The organism is Nocardiopsis sp. NPDC058789, assembly GCF_042745575.1.
Classification (GTDB): domain Bacteria; phylum Actinomycetota; class Actinomycetes; order Streptosporangiales; family Streptosporangiaceae; genus Nocardiopsis; species Nocardiopsis eucommiae.
In genome coordinates, this window is sequence record NZ_JBHYOW010000007.1 from 308198 (window position 1) to 328252 (window position 20055).

Consider the following 20055-nt stretch of genomic DNA (forward strand, 5'->3'; position numbering starts at 1 on the left):
CGCCCCGAGCCTGGACCTCCCCCCGAAAGGCCCCCCGTGCCCTCCCCCTCCGGGCCCCCGAACCACGCGTCCACACGCCTGCTGGTCGGCTCGATCATGGCCGCCTCGCTCGGCTACGTCCTGTGGTCTTGTCTCACCTTGGACCATCCGCTTCGTACGGGATCCCCGTTCTCCCTGTGCGCCCTGGTCCTCGTAGTCCTGTGCGTGGTGCTCTTCGCGGCCCTGCCCCAGCGCTCCGGCGCACCCCCGGAGGGACCGGGGTGGCACGCGGCCCTCGTCTGGATACCGTGGCCGTTCGCCCTGGGTCCCCTGGTTCTGGTGTCCTCCGAACCGGGTCTCCTCCCGTGGCTGTGGCCGCTCCTCCTACTGCCCCTGACGGCGTTGGTCCTGGTCTTCCTCTCCCATCGGGCCCGTCGGCGCTCGGGTCCCGACCGGCCCCGAGGGTACGCGACGCGTCCCGCGCGGAGCTTCGGCACGGCCGCCCTGACCACGGCCCTGGTGAGCATCACGCTGCACTTGCTCCTCACCAGCACGGCCCTGAAACAGGGCGGACCCTCCTTCTCCCTCGTTCTGTGCGTGCTGGTGGCCGTGCTGGTCACGCAGATCCTCCTGGGAGTCGCCCGCGCCCTGCCAGCTCGGACCGCCGGTACCGAGGAGCCCCGCGCCGACGGTGGTGCCGTCTTCGTCTGGGTGGCCTGGCCCATGGTTCTGGTCGCGGCGCTGCCGACGGTGACCAACCTGATCCACCCGGACGGCGCCTCGTCTCTGTGGCCCCTCGGCCTGTTCCCGCTGGGCGCCCTCGGCTTCGCGGTCCTCAGCACACGCGCGTTCTCGCGGGAACGCGCCGAACGTGTGAAGGAGGGGGGATCCGCGTGAGGTCCTCGTCGACACCGACCGTTTCTCTGACTCACCGACTGCTGGGAGAGGGCCGATGAGACTCTCCGCCGTGTTCCTCGTGGTCACCCTCCTCTCCCTGGTCCTGGCCCTCTACCTGGGATTCTGGGGTCCTCCGTTCCCCCTCGTGCTCATCGTCGGGTACGTCCTCGGCGCCCTGAGCGTGTACCTGGTGCGGATGGCGTTCCTGATCTCGCCCGCCGAGGACGAGCGGGAGCGGCGCGCCGCTGGAGGCCTGCACCGGTTCCTGTTCGGGATCGTGGCGCACCTCCTGTGCGCTCCGCTCCTGGCGGTCACCGTGATCACCCTCGTCTGGCGCGGCTCCTGGGGGGTGGGTTTCCTCCTCGTGTTCACCGTCCCCCTGTACGTCCTGGCGATCGTCTGCCAACTACGGGAGGCCGGGCGCCCCCCCGCCCCGGCCGGGGCCGATGATCGTCGGCTGGGGCGCGCACGTGGTTCCTTCTCCGGGCTGGTCGGTCCTGCACCTGGGTGTCCCCTCACAGCGCCCGGGCGGACTGAACAGGCTGAACCCCCGGCTTCAGGTGGACGGCGAGAACGTCCTGAGCCTGTCGGCGGGTCAGCGGGCGACGGTCGTCCTGCCCCCGGGGCGGCACCGGGTCCGCGCGCTCATCTCCCTGCAACGCTCGGCGCCGCTGGAGGTCGACCTGCGCCCGGGGGAGGAGGCGCACGTCGAGCTGCGCTACTGGCCCAACCCCTGGGCGAGCGGAGGGCGACGGGCCCTGGAGCTCGCGAGGGTCGGCGCACCCGCCGCCCGTGGGCCCGGGCCTCCCGTGTGAGCGGCGGGCGCGTGGGCAACCGCCCACCCCATGGCCGGATCCGGCCAATTTCGGCGTGAACCTGATCGCCATTTGGGGTGTCCTCTCCAGCGTGAGTAGGTTGCCCAGGCGTGCCCCCACACCCTCCTGCGCGAGTCGCAGCAGGTCAGTGGTGTCGGGTGGCCAGCACGCGGGGGTGGGACGGGGCAGGTGTCCGGTTCCTTGATGGCGAAACGGAGTGAACATCCTCTGAGACGGTCAGTATCATCACGTGCAGCATTGACTACTCGTGTGCCGTTCGACCCCCGTTGGCGGACTCCGTCACGCCGCGACCGACCGTCATCGCTGATCGTCCCCCTGCTCCCGTACACGAACAGGTTCACGTTCCCCATGCCTTCGGAGACACCATGAGTCGGGCGTCCCGTCCGGAGCACCCCCGGCCCACCGCCGTCATCGTCATCGCGCCCGACGAGCGCAGCGCGGAGATCGTCATCGAAGGGCAGCGCCAGGTGGTGACCGGGCTGGCCCCCAAGGAGACGCGACGCGCGGCGCTGGACGTCGCCACCGGCTACGCCGCCCACATCGGGCAGCCGGTGCTGGTCGACGCGCGCGACGCCAACGGATACTGGCGCCTGGTCGCGACCCCCTCGGGCGTCGTGCAGGCGGCGGACCAGGCGCTCTCGGACCGGTCCCAGCAGTCCGCGCCCGGCGGGGCCGCCGCCGGACCGGCCTCGGACCAGGACTCGTCACCCCCGGCGGAGGGCAGGGGCGGCGCGGGCCGCAAGGTCCTCATCGGGGGAGCGGTCGTGCTCGCCCTGCTGCTCGTCCTGGGCGGCGGTGTGGTCGTCACCAACGTCATGCTGGGCGGTTCCGCGCCCTCCGCCGAGGACGAGGAGCCCGACCCCACGGGAGTCCCCCTGGAGTTCCCGCCCCCGCCGGGTTACGCGGGCACGGTCGACTTCAGTGAGGAACTGGCCCCGGAGACCCAGCCCGGCATCAGCCGTGACGGTGCCTCCCTGGCCTACATCGACCCGGGGGAACAGCTCAACCTCCTCGGACCCGAGGGCACCCGCGAATGGTCGGTGGACCTGCCCTTCGAGGCGGGCGCGGGCCTCGGCGCCCCCCGCTTCGTCGAGTACGGCGGCGAGGACGCCATCGTGATGGAGACCGCCGACACCCTGTGGTTCTGGCCCGTCTCGGGTGAGGGCGCCGTCAGTGTCGCGCTCCCCGAGTCCGGCTCCGCCCGGTACGCGGGCGACTCCGTCCTGGTACGCACCGAGGACGCCTCGTACCTGCCCATCGACGGCGAGCTGGTGGAGTTCGAGGCCCCGGGCAACTCGGAACCGATGCTCGCGACGAACGGCCGCGCCCTGACGGCCGTGCTCAACGGTCCCTGGCAGTGGGTGCAGCCCGGCGAGGATGACGAGGAGGTCCGGGCGGAGAGCCCCCACGGGGCCGGTGACATGGAGAACGTCGTCACCGCCCTGCGCGAGTACGTCATCGTGCGCTGGGAGGCGCAGGGCGGCGACGGCTCGATCCTGGCCTTCCACGACCGCGAGGACGGCGCCGTGCTCGGCGCGGCGGAGATCGCGGAGGACGCCCTGGAGGGGGTCAGCCACCTCTCCGGGCCGATCGGCACCGAACTGGTCGCCTACGGTCCGGTGCTGTTCTCCCCCGCCACCGGTGAGACGACCGTCGTGCCGGGCTTCGCACCCGAGATCACGGTCGGTGAACAGGTCTTCGGAGAACTGGAGGGGAGCCGGGTGGCCATGGACGCCACCGGCACGCCCACCGAGGTTCACGAGGACGCACAGACTCCGCGCGGCCTTCTCGGCGACCGCGCGGTGGTGGTCCACGAGGGCCGCCTGTATGCCATCTCCCCTGAATAGTTCACTAGCAAGCGAAAGAAAGGAGTGGGATGTCCCTTAAGAAGCGGGTATTCACCGTCACGGCGGCCAGCCTGTTCATGGCCGGCTTCTCGGTGACTCCGGCCTTCGCGGCCGAGACCGCGGAAGAGACCGTCCCCGATGTCGCCCCTGAGGCCGCCCCCGCGGCGGTCCAGGAGCCTGCCCCCCTGTTCGAGGCGACCCCCGTCGTGGAGCAGGCGTTCGAGGAGGTCGCCGCACCTCCGGTGCTCATCGACCTGCCGATCCTGCCCGACCCGGGTGACGGCGAGACGCCGGGTCCGGACCCGATCGATCCTCCGGACCCGATCGACCCGCCCGACCCGGTCGACCCGCCGGACCCGGGTGACGGCGAGACGCCGGGCCCGGACCCGGACCCGACGGACCCCCCGGACCCGGACCCCACCGATCCTCCGGACCCGGACCCGACGGACCCCCCGGACCCGGACCCGACCGACCCTCCGGACCCGGACCCGACGGATCCCCCGGACCCGACGGACCCGCCGGAGAACCCGGACGGTGGTACCGACCCGGGTGACAACAGCCCGCCCCCCGGCGACGACTCGCCCGGGGCCAAGGCCCCGAGCGCTCCGGCGCCGGCCGCCGGTGACACCACCGGTGGCGGCGAGCTCGCCGCCACGGGCGTCGACATGTCGGGCTTCGTGCTCGGCGGCGCCGTCGTGGCCGGTATCGGTGCTCTGGCCCTGTGGGTCGGCAGCCGCCGTCCGGGCATGGCTGAGTAACACCGCGTCCACTCCCGCGTTCTCGCGGGGCTGACGTGGGGAGGGCCCCGCCCGCCGGAGGAATCCGGTGGACGGGGCCCTCCCGTGTGACTCAGGACCGTGGACGCAGCGCGGAGGCGAGCAGGAAGGCCGCCACCCCCGCCGCCGCGATCGCCCAGAGGGCACTGCCGAGCGTGAGCGAGTCGGCGAGGAAGCCCACCAGGGGAGGGAAGGCCAGGAACCCGGCACGGCCCAGCCAACCCACCACCGTCACCCCGTCGCCGGTACGGACCCCGGGGATGTTCCCGGCGGCGGCCAGCGTCAGCGGGAACAGGGTGGACACGCCCAGCCCCATCACACCGAAGCCGATGACCGTGGTCACCGGGTGCGGCAGGAGCAGAGCGAAGGCCAGCCCTCCGGCGGCCAGCAGACCGCAGGCGTGCCCCACCGCCACCGCGCCGAACCGGTCGGTCACCCGGTCGCCCAGCAGGCGCCCCACCGTCATCATCGCCTGACAGGCCACGAACGGCATGGCGGCCAGGAACAGCGGCGCGCCCAGTTCGGTGCTCATGTACACCGCGCCCCACGAGGCGGCGGAGTCCTCGATGCCACCGGCCATCATGAGCAGCACGCCCAGCATCCCCAACAGGAGGAGGCCCTTGGCGGGGATACGGGCCCGGCTGCCGTCGTGGCCGTTGACCCCGTCCTCGCGCTCGGTGTTCTCGGGACCGGGCAGCAGCATGCGGCTGATCGCGAGGTTGACCACCACCAGCACCGCCGTCACCCCGGACAGGTGCCAGAGGATCGGCACGCCGGAACCGGCCATGGCGGCGCCGAGGAGACCGCCGGAGACCGCCGCCAGGCTCCACACCGCGTGGAAGGTGTTGATGATGCTCCGCCGGTAGCGGCGTTGCACGCGCAGACCGTGGGAGTTCTGGGCCGAGTCGGTCCAGGCGTCGGCGGAGCCCATGACGAAGAGCGCGGCGGCGAGCATCCACCAGTTCTGCGCGAGGGCGATGAAGGGAAGCGCTCCCAGGGAGAGCAGACTCGTTCCCACGGCGGTCCGCCCGCTGCCGAACCAGTGGATCAGCGGTCCCGCGAGCATCCCGGTCAGGATCGCCCCGAACGGCATCGCCGCGATCGCCAGCCCCAGCTCCGCGTTGGTCAACCCCAGGTGGACCTTGATCACCGGCAGCCACGGCACGGCGTTCGTGTACGTGAACCCGTTCACGAAGAACAGGGTGGACACCGCGACCCGGGCGCGTCTGGCCTCGGGCGGGGGTCCGGTGGACGTGTCGGTCTGCGCGTTCAAGGAGGGCTCCAGGAGTCGATTCGGTGCGTGCGGATGGTATCCGGCGCGCGGTCCGGGACACAGACATTTTCTCGGGGTCCAGGGCCGGGCTTGCCATGGGACCCGGAGCCGATTTACATAGGGGGTCCGTCCCCGTCGACGTGGAACCCCGGAGGTCCCACCCCCACCCCCGTTCTCCCATCAGAGGCCCCTGACACCGGCCCGCCCCCGCGGCCCGCTCCCGCGTAGGCGCCCCCTGCCCGCCGACTCCCTCACACCGGGACGCGCCGTGCCCTGACGGCCCCGGTCGGAACCGGAAGATCAGATGATCAGAACGAGCGCGCTGCGAGAAACGCCCACGCTGACCGGGAAGAGCGTACGACTGGTTCCCCTGGGACCCGAGCACACGGACGCCTACTTCGCGGCGGGCCTCGACGAGGAGGTCAGACGTCTCACCGGATCCCACGGCCACATCACCTACCAACAGGCGCGCGACTGGTGCGAGAGTCGCGCGGGTCGCACCGACCGGCTGGACCTGGCCATCATCGCGCCCCGGGACGGCCGGTACCTGGGTGAGCTGTCCATCTACGGGGTCTCGCCGGAGAACGAGACCGCCGGGTACCGCATCGCCCTGTCCGCGATCGAGTTCACCGGGCAGGGGCTGGGACGGGAGGCCACCCAACTGGTCCTGGAGTACGCGTTCGAGCAGATCGGTCTGCACCGGGTCTGGTTGTACGTCTACGCCTTCAACATGCGCGCCATCGCCGTCTACCGTTCCTGCGGCTTCTACGTGGAGGGGCGGCTCCGTGACGCCCTCCTCTGGGAGGGGCGCCGCCACGACGCCCTGCTGATGGCGGTGCTGCGCGGTGGGACCCGGGGTCGCTGACCCCCCGGGACTCCGGGCAGGGGTGGTTTTTGCCCCGACGCGGGGTTGTGACCCGTATGAGGAGGGGTATGCCGGTAGCACTTTTCCCGCGGCCCACTCCACACTGCCGGAAGGAGCGGCGCCGGGCTCCGCGGCCCTGGCGCCGGTGAGGACATGAACCCGGTACCCGTCTCACTGCCCTTCACCAACCGTTCCGAAGCCGGACGACACCTCGCGGAGAGGGTGCGTCCCTATGCCGTCGACGACCCGATCGTGCTGGCCCTGCCCCGCGGCGGGGTCCCGGTCGGCGCGGAACTCGCGGAACGCCTGGGCGCCGACTTCGACGTGCTCATGGTCCGCAAGATCGGCCTGCCCGGGCATCCCGAGACCGGGGTGGGCGCCATCGCCGAGGACGGGCAGGTCATCTACGACGACCGCGCCCTGGCCCGGATGCGGGTGCCCCGCCAGGCGCTGTCCGACACCGTGGCCACCGAGCGGGACGAACTCGACCGTCGGCGCCGCGCCTACCGGGGGGAGCGCCCGGCACCGAGGATCGCGGGTCGCGACTGCGTGGTGGTGGACGACGGGGTCGCCACCGGCGGCACCGCCCGCGCGGCACTGCGCATGCTGCGCCAGGCGGGTCCGTCGCGGTTGGTCCTGGCCGTGCCGGTCGCGGCGCCGGAGGCGTTGGAGGCGCTCCAGGAGGAGGCCGACGACGTGGTGGTGCTGACCGCGCCGGAGAACTTCCAGGCCGTGGGGGAGTGGTACCGGGACTTCGACCAGCTGTCCGACGACACGGTCATCGGGATCCTCTCCGAACGCGAACGCCTCTCCCGGGGGCCCGACGTCTCCCGGGGAGTGCGGATCCGCGCGGACCAGGTCCACCTGGACGGTGACCTCACGATGCCCACGGCGCTGCGTGGCGCGGTGGTGATGGCCTTCGGGGAGGGGCGGGCCGACCCCGGGTGGCGGGCGACCGCCGCGTCACTGCGTCGCGCGGGGTACGCGACCCTGCTCCTGGACCTGCTCACCGAGGGGGAACGGGCCGCCGACGGCGCGGAGGGCGGCGAGGAGGCCGACACCGCGGTGCTCGGGGAGAGGCTGAGCGCGGCCGTCTCCTGGCTTCGGCGCGCCACCGACGCGGCCAGCGAACCCGTGGGTCTGCTCGGATCGGGGCCCGCGGCCCCGGCCGCCCTGGTGACGGCCGCGCGCCGGCCGGAGGACGTGGGCGCGGTGGTGGTGCACGGCGGACGCGTCGACCGCGCGGAACCCCACCTGGCGTCGGTGCTGGCGCCGACGCTGTTCCTGTTGGAGAGCGGGGACTCGTTCGTGCGTGAGTTGGGCGAGTGGACCCGGGGCCGGTTGGCCGGGCGTTCCGAGCTGAGGGTGGTGTCCGGGGCCGAACAGCTGTTGAGGGGTGACCTCGGATGGCGTCAGGTGGCGGTGGAGGCGTCGGACTGGTTCGACCGGAACCTCGCACGCGGGCCGGGGTGAGGACCCGCACCGGCCACGGGCCCGGACGGGGTTCGGGGCGTGTGTCCGGGTGCCGACGGCGTCGGCACCGGAGGAACGCGGAAACGAGAAAACCCGCGGCGCCCTCGACGTGTCACGTCGGGGCGCCGCGGGTTATCGGGGCCGGGGCCAGCGGGAGAGATCCGCGCGGCGGGAAGCTCTAGGCGGCGTTGGCGCGGCGCATGCGGCGACGGCGCTCGGAGGCGCGCTCGTCCTCGTTCAGTCCGCCCCAGGTGCCGTACTTCTCCGGACGCGAGATCGCATAGTCCAGGCAGTCGGTCCGCACCGGGCAGGCCGCACAGATCTCCTTGGCCTTGCGCTCGCGAATCTCCCGCTCCGGCTGGCGTTCGCCATCGGGGCCGAAGAAGAGCACAAGGTCCTCGCCCCGGCACGCGGCGGCATCCTGCCACCCCCAGCTCGGGCGGGGGCGCAGCGCGGCCTGCCGACGTACCTGAGACATGCTTGAACCACCTCTACTGAAATCACTAGTAAGCTGTCTGAAAAAGCTTCAGTCACCAAAAGTTGGTCATGCGGCGTGAGGCACCCCGCACGACGCAAACGTCGAGCGGTGTTGACGTTGTTCCCCGGTGTGGCTGAGACCACGAGAAGCGCCGTCACGAAGGCGATGCCTGTCGATGAAGGGGTGCTCTCACGCGAACGGCCGCGGAGGCGGTGACAGTCTCCGTCTGTGCCGGTACGTAATCATGCCATCCCCGCTCCCGATCCTGCACGGGGGGTGGGGAAATTGCTCATCCAACCGTTACCGAAACCTGATGCCTGACGTCCGGTCTCTGGTTGTCTGTCAGATTTTGTCGCACATCGCCAGAACTACCGTCTTGCGAAGGACACAGCACATCGTATGGGGCGATGTCCCTCCTGCCTAGGGGGTCCTCCTGATGCGCCCATCACATTGTGGTCCGCCCGTGCTCGCGAGATTGGGTGTGACCGTATGTCCTCACACAGCGCGACGGGCTCCGGAGTCCGAACCGCCTTGCCAGTAGGGTCGGTGTATCGCGTGGCGCCTCGCGGCGCACCGTCTCGCCGTACCCCCTCCCGCCCGTGGCGCCTCCGGCGCCCCGGCGGCCGTGTCGCCCCGCCCACCCGGTTCCGGATCCCTCCGGTCCAGGACGCCCCTTAGGGGAAGGATCAGGGAAAGAGGGAGGAACAGGTCATGGTGCGTCCGCGTCCCAGACGATAGAAAACAGGGTGCGCTCGTTCTCCGTCCGTTCCGGAGGTCACGCGCACCACCCGCTCACGGGACCGAACAAGCACGGGACCGAACCAAGGAGACGAACACCGTGGCCCTCTTGAGGCTCATCCTGAACATCATCTGGCTCTTCGTCGCCGGATTCTGGCTGGCAGTCGGCTATGTCATCGCCGGCCTCATCTGCTGCCTCCTCATCGTCACGATCCCCTTCGGTATCGCGTCCTTCCGCATGGCCAGCTACGCCATCTGGCCCTTCGGTCGCGACCTCGTGCGCAGGCCGGGCGCCGGCGGCGGTACCACCGTCATGAACGTCATCTGGCTGATCGTCGCCGGTTGGTGGCTGACCATCGGCCACATCACCACGGCGCTCGCCCTGGCCATCACGATCATCGGCATCCCGATGGCGTGGGCCTCGCTCAAGATGATCCCGGTGGCCCTGGCCCCGTTCGGCAACGAGATCGTGCGCGTCGGCCACCCCCGTGAGCCCTGGCAGTTCTGAGACGACCGGCCCCACCGGAACCGTTCGACCCCGAGAAGGGGCCGGACGGTTCCGCGCGATCGGCTGACCTTCCCCGACGTCCGGTGGAACCAGAACGCCCGCCGGTGCATCTCCCTGACATCTCCTCCCACATCCCCCGGAACAGTGTCGTCACGTGACCGTCGCCTTCGGAGCGGTCAACGCGCAGCAATCCATAGATCGGAGTCCATGTGCAAGCCCAGCGGCCGGGAGTGTGGGCGCTCCTGAACAAGTGGCTCGTCGCCCGCAGAGCCCGAGCCGAGCGTCTCGCCCAACTGGAGGAGCGGGAGAAGGCCGCCGAGGCCGAACCCGAGGTGGTAGAGGAAGCCGCCCCCGAGCCCGAGGACGTGGGCGCGGGCGACCTGCTCAGGGTGGTCAGCGACGTCGCCTGGCGGATGCTCATCATCGGCGTCGTGGCGGGCCTGCTCGTCTACGCCGTCATCTACCTGTCCGTCGTCACCCTCCCGATCGTCATCGCGGTGTTCGTCACCGCGCTTCTCATGCCGCTGGCCAAGTGGCTGCGGAACAAGGGCCTGGGGCGTGGTTCCTCCACCGCCATCGCCGTCCTCACCGCGCTGGTCGTCCTCGGCGGCGTGATCACGATGATCATCCAGCCGGCCATACAGGGCTTCGACGGGATGATCGCCAGCGTCTCCAGCGCCCTCACGGGGCTCCAGGAACTCCAGATCGAGCTCCCCTTCGGCCTGGAGGCGGACCCGGCCTTCATCACCAACGCGTTCACCAACGCCTGGGACCAGATCCAGGGGATGATCACCGACAACACCCAGGAGCTGGTCAACGGCGCCTGGACCGCTGGCGCGGCCGTCCTCCAGATCCTGATCAGCCTGGTGCTGATCATCGCCCTCACCGTGTACTTCGTGCACTCCGGGGACAAGCTGATCGACTGGTTCGTCACGCTGCTCCCGCCGAAGTCCCGCCCGGGCCTGCGCCACGCGAGCGGTGTGGCCTACGGCGTGATGGGCCGCTACGTGCGCGGTGTGGCGATGGTCGGTTTCATCGACGCGGTGGGCATCGGCATCGTCCTGCTCATCTTCCTGGACGTGAACCTCGCCATCCCGTTGATCGTCCTGACCTTCGTGGGCGCGTTCCTGCCGGTCATCGGCGCCTTCCTCACCGGCCTCCTGGCCGCTCTGGTGGCCCTGGTCGCGGAGGGCTGGGTGATCGCCCTGATCATCGTGGTGGCGGTCGTCGTGGTCCAGCAGGCGGAGAGCAGCATCTTCGCCCCCCGCATCTACGGCCAGGCCCTGGAGCTCCCCTCTCCCATCGTCCTGATCGCCATCACGGCGGGCGGCATCCTGGGCAGTATCCCGGGCATGTTCCTGGCGACCCCGGTCGCCGCCGTGCTCGCCGCCCTGCTCCGCAACCGTCCGCCCGCGCAGCAGGAGGACACCGAGCCCGCGGAGGTCGCGGAACGCACCTCGGAGGCTCCACCGGAGAAGGAGGCGGCGGTCGTGGTCGTCGCCCCGGTGCCGGAGACCACGGCACGCGAGGACACCCCCGACAGGGAGTGATCCGGTCCCGTGACCCCCTCCCCCGGGAATGCGTCGCGCCCCCGGTCCCGTTGTGGGGTCGGGGGCGCGGCCGTGTCCGGGTCGCGCCGGGGGAAATCCCTCGCACCGTCCCCGCCCCATGCCGTTAGGCTGGGTCGGCCGGTCCCGAGGACACGTCCGCCGCCGCCCCGTCGCGGCGCCACCGCCGAACCAGCCCCTCCGGGGCCGGTGCGAGACGTGTCCCGACCGCCCCGAACCCGCCAGACCACCTTTGAGGATGCCCCACCCATGTTGATCGCCACCGACCTCGAACTGCGCGTCGGACCTCGACTCCTGCTGGAGCCGACGACCTTCCGTGTCGCCGCGGGGGACCGGATCGGACTGGTGGGCCGCAACGGTGCGGGCAAGACCACCATGACCAAGGTGCTCGCGGGGGAGGGGCTGCCCACCGGCGGCACGGTCACCAGCTCCGGCAGCATCGGGTACCTTCCCCAGGACCCGCGCACCGGCGACCTCGACGTGATCGCCAAGGACCGGGTGCTGTCCGCGCGCGGGATCGACGAGGCCCTGAACGGTCTGCGCGAGGCCGAGAAGAAGATGGCCAGCGACCACGAGAAGACCCGCAACAAGGGCGTGCGCCAGTACGCCCGCTGGGAGGAGCGCCTCCACGTGCTGGGCGGGTACGCCGCCGAGTCCGAGGCCGCCGCGATCGCCTCCAGCCTGGGTCTGCCGGACAAGGTCCTGTCCCAGCCGCTGCACACGCTCTCCGGTGGTCAGCGCCGCCGGATCGAGCTGGCCCGCATCCTGTTCAGCGGTGCGGACACCCTTCTGCTGGACGAGCCCACCAACCACCTCGACGCCGACTCCATCGTCTGGCTGCGTGACTTCCTCAAGCACCACCAGGGCGGGCTCATCGTGATCAGCCACGACGTGGAACTGGTCGAGCACGTGGTCAACAAGGTGTTCTACCTGGACGCCAACCGCAGCACCATCGACATCTACAACATGGGCTGGAAGCTGTACCTCTCCCAGCGCGAGGCCGACGAGCGCCGTCGCCGCCGGGAGCTGGCCAACGCGGAGAAGCAGGCCGACACGCTGCGCAAGCAGGCGGACCGGTTCCGGGCCAAGGCCTCCAAGGCGCGTGCCGCGCAGCAGATGCTCAACCGCGCCGACAAGCTGCTGGACGGGGTCGCGGGGGTGCGTCAGTCCGACAAGGTCGCCAAGCTGCGCTTCCCGGACCCGGCACCCAGCGGTCGCACGCCACTGATGGCCGAGGGGCTGTCCAAGTCCTACGGTTCGCTGGAGATCTTCGCCGGTGTGGACCTGGCCATCGACCGGGGCAGCCGCGTGGTCATCCTGGGCCTGAACGGCGCGGGAAAGACGACCCTGCTGCGCCTGCTCGGCGGCGTCGAGGAACCGGACACCGGTGAGGTCGTCCCGGGGCACGGGCTCAAGCTCGGCTACTACGCGCAGGAGCACGAGACCCTGGACGTGGACCGGAGCGTGCTGGAGAACATGATGAGCGCGGCCCCGGACCTGCCCGAGGTCGAGGCGCGCAAGACCCTGGGGTCGTTCCTGTTCACCGGCGACGACGTGAGCAAGCCCGCCGGAGTGCTCTCCGGTGGTGAGAAGACCCGGTTGGCCCTGGCCACCCTGGTGGTCTCCAGCGCCAACGTGCTCCTGCTCGACGAGCCCACGAACAACCTGGACCCGGCCAGCCGGGAGGAGATCCTGGCGGCGCTGCGCAACTACAAGGGCGCGATCGTCCTGGTGACACACGACGAGGGCGCGGTCGCCGCACTCCAGCCCGAGCGCGTCATCATGCTGCCCGACGGCGTCGAGGACGTGTGGAACGCCGAGTTCGAGGACCTCATCGCACTGGCCTGATGCCCGGTCCCGGACGCACGGAGGACCCCGACCCCTCGTGGGCCGGGGTCCTCCGTGCGTCCGGGGGCGGTGGCCGTCGGAGCGTGTGGGGTCGGCAGTGACGCCCAGAGCACCGGGAGGTTCACCCGGTCCCATTTCGGGCCTGGTTAGCGGTCTTCCGAAACCCGGTCCAACCGGCGTGGCGCCGGGCGAATGTGGCGGCGTGTGGACGGGGTGTCCGATCATGGCAGTGGTTCCGGACGGTGGGAGACCCCACCACCGTGGAAGGGAAGAGATCTGTGAGTGACGCGTTGAGGAAGGGCACCCGAGTGTCGGGAGCGGACCGTTCCGAGTTGGCCGCACAGCTCAGGCACCGTTACGACGAGGGTGAGAGCATCCGCAGTCTGGCGGCCGCGACCGGTCGCTCCTACGGATTCGTGCACCGGCTGCTGAGCGAGGCCGGAGTGGAGCTGCGGGGGCGCGGTGGGGCGACACGCAAGGCCTGATCCCGGCGGCGAGCCCGGGGTTACCGGCGAGTAGGGTCGGTGGGTAGCCAACCGACGCGACGGAGGAACCCATGGCACAGGACCCGCGGGAGTCCGGGAGACAGGAACTGCCCACCGGCGAGGAGCTGGCCCGGGCCGGACTGGGGCTCACGGTGGACGGCGCGGTCGCCCGCGTCACCATCAGCCGCCCGGAGCGCCGCAACGCGATGACCGGACGCACCTGGACCACCCTGGCCCACATCGGCCAGGCGCTCCCGGACGATGTCCGAATTGTCGTCATCGCCGGGGAGGGTGACATCTTCTCCGCGGGGATCGACCTCAACATGTTCACCCCCGAGGGGGTCGACGGGGAGCGTTCGATCGTCGCCGGACTCGCGGACGGCTCCGCCGACGAGGCCGACCTGGACGCCTACATCTCCGAGCTCCAGCAGGGGTTCCTCTGGCTGCGTCGGCCGGACCTGGTGACCATCGCGGCGGTGCGCGGCCACGCCATCGGGGCCGGCTTCCAGCTCGCGCTCTCCTGTGATCTGCGCATCCTCGCCGACGACGCCCGATTCTGTATGAAGGAGCCCGCCCTGGGGCTGGTGCCGGACCTCACCGGCACCAAGCCCCTGGTGGACATCGTGGGCGTGCACCGCGCCACCGAGATCTGCCTGACCGCCCGCAAGGTCGGCGCCGAGGAGGCCCGCGAGCTCGGCCTGGCGACGCTGGTGGTCGGCGTCGACGAGCTCGACGGCGCGGTGGACGACGCCGTCGCCGCTCTTCTGGCCACCAATCCCGAGGCCGCCGTCGCGACCAAGGCCCTCCTCCAGCAGGCCGGGGACAACACGCTCGAAGAACAGTGCGCGGCCGAGCGCCGCGCACAGGTGGGACGCCTCACCGCCCTGGCCAGAGCCATGACGGCGGGAGCCTGACCGCACACGGGGGACGGGAGGGGGGAGACCGGTATCACCGGTGAAAAACCCCCATCCCGTCCCCGCTTCCGAACGATCTCTAGTACGCTGCTGCAAGCGGTCGATGAATGCCGCGCGCATCCGAGCGCGCCGGGCCGCCAAGACGCGGAGAGCGTGTCGACACCGGTCGACGTCACTCTTGACCCGAAGAGCACACGAGCCCACTCAGCTGAGGCCGCTTCCGCGTGTGATCAGGCGCGTTTGTGTGATTTCTTCGCTGGGTCCGCTGTGACCGTGTGGAGCCTTCCTCGAAACGCCGCCAAACGATGAGGAAGGTACACGTCACTTGACGACGGACACTGCCGTAATGCCCGCTTTCGACAGCCTGGGGCTTCCCAAGGACATCGTCGACGAGCTGGCCAAGAACGGTGTGACCAACCCGTTCCCGATCCAGGCCGCGACCATTCCCGACGCCATCGAGGGCCGTGACGTCCTCGGGTGCGGGCGCACCGGATCGGGCAAGACCCTGGCCTTCGGCCTGCCGGTCCTGATGCGCTGCGCCGAGCGCCGCGCCGCCGCCAACCGCCCCCGGGCCCTGATCCTGGTCCCCACCCGCGAGCTCGCGCACCAGGTGCGCGACGCGCTGCGCATCTACGCCCGCGTCCTGGGCGTCAAGGTCGGCGACGTCGTCGGCGGCAGCTCCTACACCCGACAGATCAACGAGCTCCGGCGCGGTGTCGACCTGCTGGTCGCCACCCCGGGCCGTCTCACCGACCTCATCGACCAGGGCGCCTGCGACCTGGGCGACGTCGAGATCTCGGTGCTGGACGAGGCCGACCAGATGTGCGACATGGGTTTCATGCCGCAGGTCAGCGAGCTTCTCGACCAGGTGCGCCCCGACGGTCAGACCCTGCTCTTCTCCGCCACCCTCGACGGTGACGTGGACAAGCTGGTCCGCCGCTACATGAAGGACCCGCAGACCCACTCCGTGGACCCGCCGGTCTCCCAGGTCACCACCATGGAGCACCACCTGCTCAAGGTGCTGCCCCGCGACAAGAACAAGATCGTCGCCCAGATCGCCGCGCGTGACGGACGCACCATCCTGTTCGTGCGCAGCAAGTACCGCGCCGACACCATCAGCGAGCAGCTGATCGAGGCCGGTGTGCCCTGCGCCTCCCTGCACGGCGGCAAGACCCAGAGCGTGCGCACGCGCACCCTGGCCAAGTTCCGTGAGGGCAAGATCCAGGCCCTGGTCGCCACCGACGTCGCCGCTCGCGGCATCCACGTCGACGGCATCGACCTGGTCGTCAACATCGACCTGCCCACCGGTCACAAGGACTACCTGCACCGTGGCGGCCGTACCGCCCGGGCCGGTTCCTCGGGCGCCGTGGTCTCCCTGGTCGCTCCCAACCAGCGCCGCCTGGCCCGACGTCTGCTCAGCGACGCCGGCGTCGACGCCAAGCAGCACCTGGTCAACCCCGGTGACGAGCTGCTCTCCGAGGTCACCGGCGCCAAGGAGCCCAGCTGGGAGCCGTGGATCGAGCCGCCGGAGCCCGTCCGCGAGCGTCGCGGCCGTGGCGGCCCCCGTCGCGGTGGCTACCGTGGCGGCGGCGGTGGCGGCTACCGCGGTGGTGGCGGCGGCGGTTACCGCGGCGGCGGTGGCTACCGTGGCGGCGAGTCCCGCGGCGAGGGCGGCTACCGTGGCGGCGAGCGTCGCAACGACCGTGGCGAGGGCGGCGGTGGCTACCGCGACCGCGACTCCCGTGGCGAGGGCGGCTACCGAGGTGACGGTGGTTACCGCGGCGGCGATGGCGGCGGCTACCGTGGCGGCGAGCGCCGTGGCGAGGGTGGCGGCTATCGTGGCGGCGACCGTCGCGGCGGTGGCGGCTACCGTGGCGGGGACTCCCGTGGGGGGTACCGTGGCGGCCCGCGTCGCAACGACCGCTACGACTCCGCTCCGCAGCACTAGGGCAGAGCACTGAAGCACCCGAGGCGGGTCTGACCACAGGTCGGGCCCGCCTCGGCATCGTTTACGGTCCTTTACCGCCCCTTCGCGTGTCCCCGGCGGCCGAAACTCCCGCCCAAGTGGACAGTTGGTCGGAAAACCCCGATATCGAACGCGGGGCCGCACACCGCTCGAAGGGGAACGAGTGACCGTCCTCAACAACGCTCTGGTCGCCCTCAACGACTTCTTCTGGACCTTCTTCCTCATCCCGCTGCTGGTGATCCTGGCCCTCTACTTCACCGTGCGGTCGGGGTTCGTCCAGATCCGTCTCCTGCCGGAGATGTTCCGGGTCATGCGCAGCAGCCCGGGGACGGCCCCCGACGGCGGCAGGGAGATCTCGGCGTTCCAGGCCTTCGCCCTCTCGGCGGCCTCGCGGGTGGGGACCGGCAACATCGTCGGCGTGACGCTGGCGATCATGCTGGGCGGTCCCGGCGCGGTGTTCTGGATGTGGCTGATGGCCGGTGTCCTGGGTGCCGCGTCGTTCGTGGAGTCCACCCTCGCCCAGCTGTACAAGGTGCGGACCAGCACCGGGTTCCGTGGCGGTCCGGCCTACTACATGCTCTACGGACTCGAACGCCGCTGGATGGGCGTCCTCTTCGCGGTCATCATCACCATCACCTTCAGCCTGGTGTTCAACTCGGTGCAGGCCAACGGCATCACGGGTGCGATCGGTACCTCGGTCGAGGAGTTCGGCGTCCCCACCGGGTTCTGGTTCGACGCGGTGATCGGTCTCGGTCTGGCCGCGCTGACCGGCGCCGTCATCTTCGGCGGGGTGCGGCGCATCGCCAGCGTCGCCCAGGGCCTCGTCCCCCTGATGGCGATCCTCTACGTCCTCCTCGGTGTCGCCGTGGTCATCGTCAACATCGAGGCCGTCCCCGGGGTGTTCGGCAGCATCTTCGCCCACGCCTTCGGCCTGCGCGAGGTCGCCGCGGGCGGTGTGGGCACCGCGATCCTGTGGGGGATGCGGCGCGGCATGTTCTCCAACGAGGCCGGTCTGGGCTCGGCGCCCAACGCGGGTGCCACCGCCTCGGTCTCCCATCCGGCGAAGCAGGGGCTGGTGCAGACCCTGGGCGTGTACTTCGACACCTGGCTGGTCTGCTCGGTGACGGCGTTCATCGTGCTCCTGTTCAGCACCGAGTTCGCCCCCGGTCAGGAACCGATCGTGGTCGCGCAGATGGCACTCCAGAGCTCCCTCGGCAGCTGGGCGATCCACGCCCTCACCGTCATCCTGTTCCTGCTCGCCTGGACCTCGCTGCTGGGCAACTACTACTACGGTGAGTCCAACCTCCAGTTCCTGGACGCCGACGACCGACACCTGACCTACTTCCGGGCCGCCGTCCTGGCCTCCATCTTCATCGGCTGCGTCGCCCCGCTGACCCTGGTGTGGAACCTCGCGGACATCGCCATGGGGGTCATGGCCACCGTCAACCTGCTGGCCATCGCGCCGCTGTCGACGGTCGCCTTCCGCCTGCTGGGCGACTACAGCCGCCAGCTCCGCAACGGGCTGGACCCGCAGTTCAACCTGGCCAAGATGCCGGACCTGAGGAACGTGCACTGCTGGGGCGACCCCGGGGGCCCGCTGCCCGACGAGGTCGAGCGGTCCGAGGGGGCCGCGCCGAGCGACGCCGAACCGCAGGACGAGCCGACGCCCGGTGGCGAGGGCATGCACGACCCCGACCAGGACCACGACGGCGACCACCCGGACGACGACGGCCGGGAACCGGGCCGCGACGACTAGGTCGCGGAGAACCTCGGTCACCAGGACAGAGGGAAACGTGAATCATGCCCATAACTCATTCGGACACGAAGATTGTGTGCGCGAACTCGTGCGCTGATTCCAGCATCCCACTGTTATCATGCGTCGATCACTCGTGACTTGCACGGCATCGGAAAAGACGATGCTTAGCAGGCGTGACGAGGCGGGACACGAGAACGGATGGGATGCCACGATGAGACCTGAGGAAGACAACCCCCTGCTTTCCGGCCTTCCCGAATCCCAGTGGAGTGAGGAGGAGGTGGTCGATTACGACATCCTCGCCGACCTCATCAGGGACGCGATCGGAGTCCTCTCGAAGATGAAGCATGAGGAACGGTCGAAGGATGCTCCCGACCAGAAGAGGATCGATCTGGTCTCCGAGCGCCAGGCAAGACTTTCGGAGAGCCTCAGGGACCTGCGCATCGCGGATGCGGGGACTGCCGACGACTTGAGAATCGAAAGCCTTTCGATCATCAAGAACGGAACGATCTGACAGGCGCGATGAACCTCACCCCCCAGGAATACGAGAATGTACGCCTTTCCCCGAAGCAGAACGAGCAGATCTTCCTGGAGGAGATCGCTCCCCAGCACCTCGATGGAGGTGTCAAACAGGAGAATCCGAGTCTCGTGATCATCGGTGGGGCGACCGGGTCCGGCAAGAGCGGTATCACCGAAATCGTCCGAAACGCACTCGACAAGCGTGGCGGTGCGGTCCACATCAACATGGACGACTTCAACCCCCACCACCCGCAGTACACGGAACTGCGAAGGAGGTCGCCGGAGGAGTCCGGAGCCCTTCTCTGGGACGACGGCCTCTCCTGGTGGAACAGGGCCCAGGACTACGCGAGCCACCCGGACCGTCGCGGGGACGTGTTCATCGAGTCCGCCCTCCGCAGCCCCGACGAGTTCGAGAACATCGTGCAACGGTTCAGGGAACGCGGCTACGAGTCGAACAACGCCGCCCTCATGGGAGTGAACGACGCCCTGAGCCTCCAGGGAGGTCTCCACAGGTATGTCAAGGCGGTGGCCAAGTACGGCGTCGGCCGCTACGTCGATCCGGAGATCCACAACGAGTGCTACGTGGGCGTGGAACGTGCCGCCAGAGCCATCGATTCGGGAGAACTGGGGAAGGTCAACACCGTCTTCTTCCAACGCGGTGGAATATCGAACACCCCGAGCCGGGGGATGGGTGCGCTCGAGAGGCTGAACACGGAGAGGAGTACTCCGTTCAGCGCACAGGAAGCGCTCCATTTCGAGAACACCCAGGAGAGGATCAGGAACACGATCACCAGGAGTGACAAGTTCGACGCGCGGGAGAAGCGGAAGCTCTTCCGTGAGTTGGACACGATCGACGAGAAGGCGCAGGGTCTGTTGCGGCCCGGCCCGTCCGGGCAGTCGAAGGCCTCCCGGACCAGCAACCTCAGAAGACTCGCTTCCGCGGGACCACGCGCCCTGCCCGGAGGGAACGGCGGAAGGAACCAGGGGATCGAACGCTAGCATCGGGGACCCTCGCACGCTTTCGGAGGACCGTCCAGCGCCATTGGGCTCCAGGCCCCCGGTCGAGCGGCCCGGTACTGCTGGGTCTGTCTCGATCCGGGGCTCGGGCGGTCAGGGGGCGGCCGGGCCGGGGTACCACCCCCGGGGCGCGGAGGCGAGGTCGGAGCCCCGAGTCTTCCGGACGAACACCACCGCGACCACGGCGATCACCGGTCTGCGGCCGACGAGGTCGCGCAGCGCGCCCCACACCGGGATCGTCACCAGACGCGGGGCTTTGCGGACCGTGGTTGAACACCAGGGCCGCACAGCCCCGCAGGGGAAGAAGTCGTATCA

The 20055-nt window shown here is 70.1% G+C and carries 18 protein-coding genes; 15 read left to right on the top strand and 3 right to left on the bottom strand.

All coding sequences use genetic code 11. From position 1 onward, the window contains the following. Window positions 1-36: 36 nt before the first annotated feature. From ACFW3L_RS12855 to ACFW3L_RS12870, 4 genes are all read left to right on the top strand, one after another. The gene (locus ACFW3L_RS12855; protein ID WP_378739607.1) at window positions 37-876 is read left to right on the top strand and encodes a hypothetical protein; all 840 of its coding nucleotides are present in this window, start codon (window positions 37-39) and stop codon (window positions 874-876) included. A 470-nt stretch (window positions 877-1346) separates the two neighbouring features. Then, window positions 1347-1691, top strand: a complete 345-nt coding sequence (locus tag ACFW3L_RS12860; protein WP_378739609.1) for a hypothetical protein — start codon at window positions 1347-1349, stop codon at window positions 1689-1691. A gap of 386 nt (window positions 1692-2077) precedes the next feature. After that, entirely contained in the window at window positions 2078-3559 is a 1482-nt protein-coding gene (locus ACFW3L_RS12865; protein ID WP_378739611.1) for a hypothetical protein, read from the top strand. Window positions 3560-3588: 29 nt separating this feature from the next. Further along, complete coding sequence (locus tag ACFW3L_RS12870; RefSeq protein ID WP_378739613.1) at window positions 3589-4317, top strand: hypothetical protein; 729 nt, start codon at window positions 3589-3591, stop codon at window positions 4315-4317. Between the two features lie 91 nt (window positions 4318-4408). Here ACFW3L_RS12870 and ACFW3L_RS12875 read toward each other — a convergent pair whose 3' ends face one another. Then, window positions 4409-5608 (bottom strand): MFS transporter, encoded by a 1200-nt coding sequence (locus ACFW3L_RS12875; protein WP_378739615.1) that lies wholly within the window; start codon window positions 5606-5608, stop codon window positions 4409-4411. Window positions 5609-5912: 304 nt separating this feature from the next. On the opposite strand from ACFW3L_RS12875, the gene ACFW3L_RS12880 reads away from it, so the two are divergent. Together ACFW3L_RS12880 and ACFW3L_RS12885 are read left to right on the top strand one after the other, a co-directional pair. Beyond that, on the top strand, window positions 5913-6473 hold the full coding sequence (locus ACFW3L_RS12880; RefSeq protein ID WP_352388045.1) for a GNAT family N-acetyltransferase: 561 nt from the start codon (window positions 5913-5915) through the stop codon (window positions 6471-6473). A 153-nt stretch (window positions 6474-6626) separates the two neighbouring features. Further along, a complete protein-coding gene (locus ACFW3L_RS12885; protein WP_378739617.1) occupies window positions 6627-7946 on the top strand; it encodes a phosphoribosyltransferase family protein in 1320 nt (439 codons plus the stop codon). A gap of 178 nt (window positions 7947-8124) precedes the next feature. On the opposite strand, the gene ACFW3L_RS12890 is transcribed toward ACFW3L_RS12885, so the two are convergent. Further along, complete coding sequence (locus ACFW3L_RS12890) at window positions 8125-8424, bottom strand: WhiB family transcriptional regulator (protein WP_017588640.1); 300 nt, start codon at window positions 8422-8424, stop codon at window positions 8125-8127. Window positions 8425-9262: 838 nt separating this feature from the next. Here ACFW3L_RS12890 and ACFW3L_RS12895 point away from each other — a divergent pair. The 9 genes from ACFW3L_RS12895 (at window position 9263) to ACFW3L_RS12935 (ending at window position 19722) form a co-directional block, all read left to right on the top strand. After that, a complete protein-coding gene (locus ACFW3L_RS12895; RefSeq protein ID WP_378739619.1) occupies window positions 9263-9670 on the top strand; it encodes a YccF domain-containing protein in 408 nt (135 codons plus the stop codon). 209 nt (window positions 9671-9879) lie between these two features. Beyond that, window positions 9880-11220: an AI-2E family transporter gene (locus ACFW3L_RS12900; RefSeq protein ID WP_378739621.1), complete on the top strand. Its 1341-nt coding sequence runs from the start codon at window positions 9880-9882 to the stop codon at window positions 11218-11220. 267 nt (window positions 11221-11487) lie between these two features. Next, window positions 11488-13086, top strand: coding sequence for an ABC-F family ATP-binding cassette domain-containing protein (locus tag ACFW3L_RS12905; RefSeq protein ID WP_378739623.1), 1599 nt, complete (start codon window positions 11488-11490; stop codon window positions 13084-13086). A 278-nt stretch (window positions 13087-13364) separates the two neighbouring features. Then, on the top strand, window positions 13365-13571 hold the full coding sequence (locus ACFW3L_RS12910; RefSeq protein ID WP_378739626.1) for a helix-turn-helix domain-containing protein: 207 nt from the start codon (window positions 13365-13367) through the stop codon (window positions 13569-13571). Window positions 13572-13642: 71 nt separating this feature from the next. Continuing rightward, entirely contained in the window at window positions 13643-14485 is an 843-nt protein-coding gene (locus tag ACFW3L_RS12915) for an enoyl-CoA hydratase/isomerase family protein (protein WP_378739628.1), read from the top strand. A gap of 346 nt (window positions 14486-14831) precedes the next feature. Beyond that, window positions 14832-16433 (top strand): DEAD/DEAH box helicase, encoded by a 1602-nt coding sequence (locus ACFW3L_RS12920; RefSeq protein WP_378739630.1) that lies wholly within the window; start codon window positions 14832-14834, stop codon window positions 16431-16433. Window positions 16434-16614: 181 nt separating this feature from the next. Further along, a complete protein-coding gene (locus ACFW3L_RS12925) occupies window positions 16615-18207 on the top strand; it encodes an alanine/glycine:cation symporter family protein (protein ID WP_378739632.1) in 1593 nt (530 codons plus the stop codon). A 118-nt stretch (window positions 18208-18325) separates the two neighbouring features. Beyond that, complete coding sequence (locus tag ACFW3L_RS12930; RefSeq protein ID WP_378739634.1) at window positions 18326-18718, top strand: hypothetical protein; 393 nt, start codon at window positions 18326-18328, stop codon at window positions 18716-18718. Between the two features lie 8 nt (window positions 18719-18726). Further along, the gene (locus tag ACFW3L_RS12935; protein ID WP_378739636.1) at window positions 18727-19722 is read left to right on the top strand and encodes a zeta toxin family protein; all 996 of its coding nucleotides are present in this window, start codon (window positions 18727-18729) and stop codon (window positions 19720-19722) included. Window positions 19723-19833: 111 nt separating this feature from the next. On the opposite strand, the gene ACFW3L_RS12940 is transcribed toward ACFW3L_RS12935, so the two are convergent. Beyond that, window positions 19834-19983, bottom strand: a complete 150-nt coding sequence (locus ACFW3L_RS12940; RefSeq protein WP_378739639.1) for a hypothetical protein — start codon at window positions 19981-19983, stop codon at window positions 19834-19836. Window positions 19984-20055: the final 72 nt, after the last annotated feature.

Bases quoted from the DNA above. Each gene is read 5' to 3' on its own strand.
- ACFW3L_RS12865 (WP_378739611.1), top strand. From the start codon at position 2,078: ATGAGTCGGGCGTCCCGTCCGGAGCACCCCCGGCCCACCGCCGTCATC.
- ACFW3L_RS12870 (WP_378739613.1), top strand. From the start codon at position 3,589: ATGTCCCTTAAGAAGCGGGTATTCACCGTCACGGCGGCCAGCCTGTTC.
- ACFW3L_RS12880 (WP_352388045.1), top strand. From the start codon at position 5,913: ATGATCAGAACGAGCGCGCTGCGAGAAACGCCCACGCTGACCGGGAAG.
- ACFW3L_RS12885 (WP_378739617.1), top strand. From the start codon at position 6,627: ATGAACCCGGTACCCGTCTCACTGCCCTTCACCAACCGTTCCGAAGCC.
- ACFW3L_RS12890 (WP_017588640.1), bottom strand. From the start codon at position 8,424: ATGTCTCAGGTACGTCGGCAGGCCGCGCTGCGCCCCCGCCCGAGCTGG.
- ACFW3L_RS12905 (WP_378739623.1), top strand. From the start codon at position 11,488: ATGTTGATCGCCACCGACCTCGAACTGCGCGTCGGACCTCGACTCCTG.
- ACFW3L_RS12915 (WP_378739628.1), top strand. From the start codon at position 13,643: ATGGCACAGGACCCGCGGGAGTCCGGGAGACAGGAACTGCCCACCGGC.
- ACFW3L_RS12920 (WP_378739630.1), top strand. From the start codon at position 14,832: ATGCCCGCTTTCGACAGCCTGGGGCTTCCCAAGGACATCGTCGACGAG.
- ACFW3L_RS12930 (WP_378739634.1), top strand. From the start codon at position 18,326: ATGCGTCGATCACTCGTGACTTGCACGGCATCGGAAAAGACGATGCTT.
- ACFW3L_RS12935 (WP_378739636.1), top strand. From the start codon at position 18,727: ATGAACCTCACCCCCCAGGAATACGAGAATGTACGCCTTTCCCCGAAG.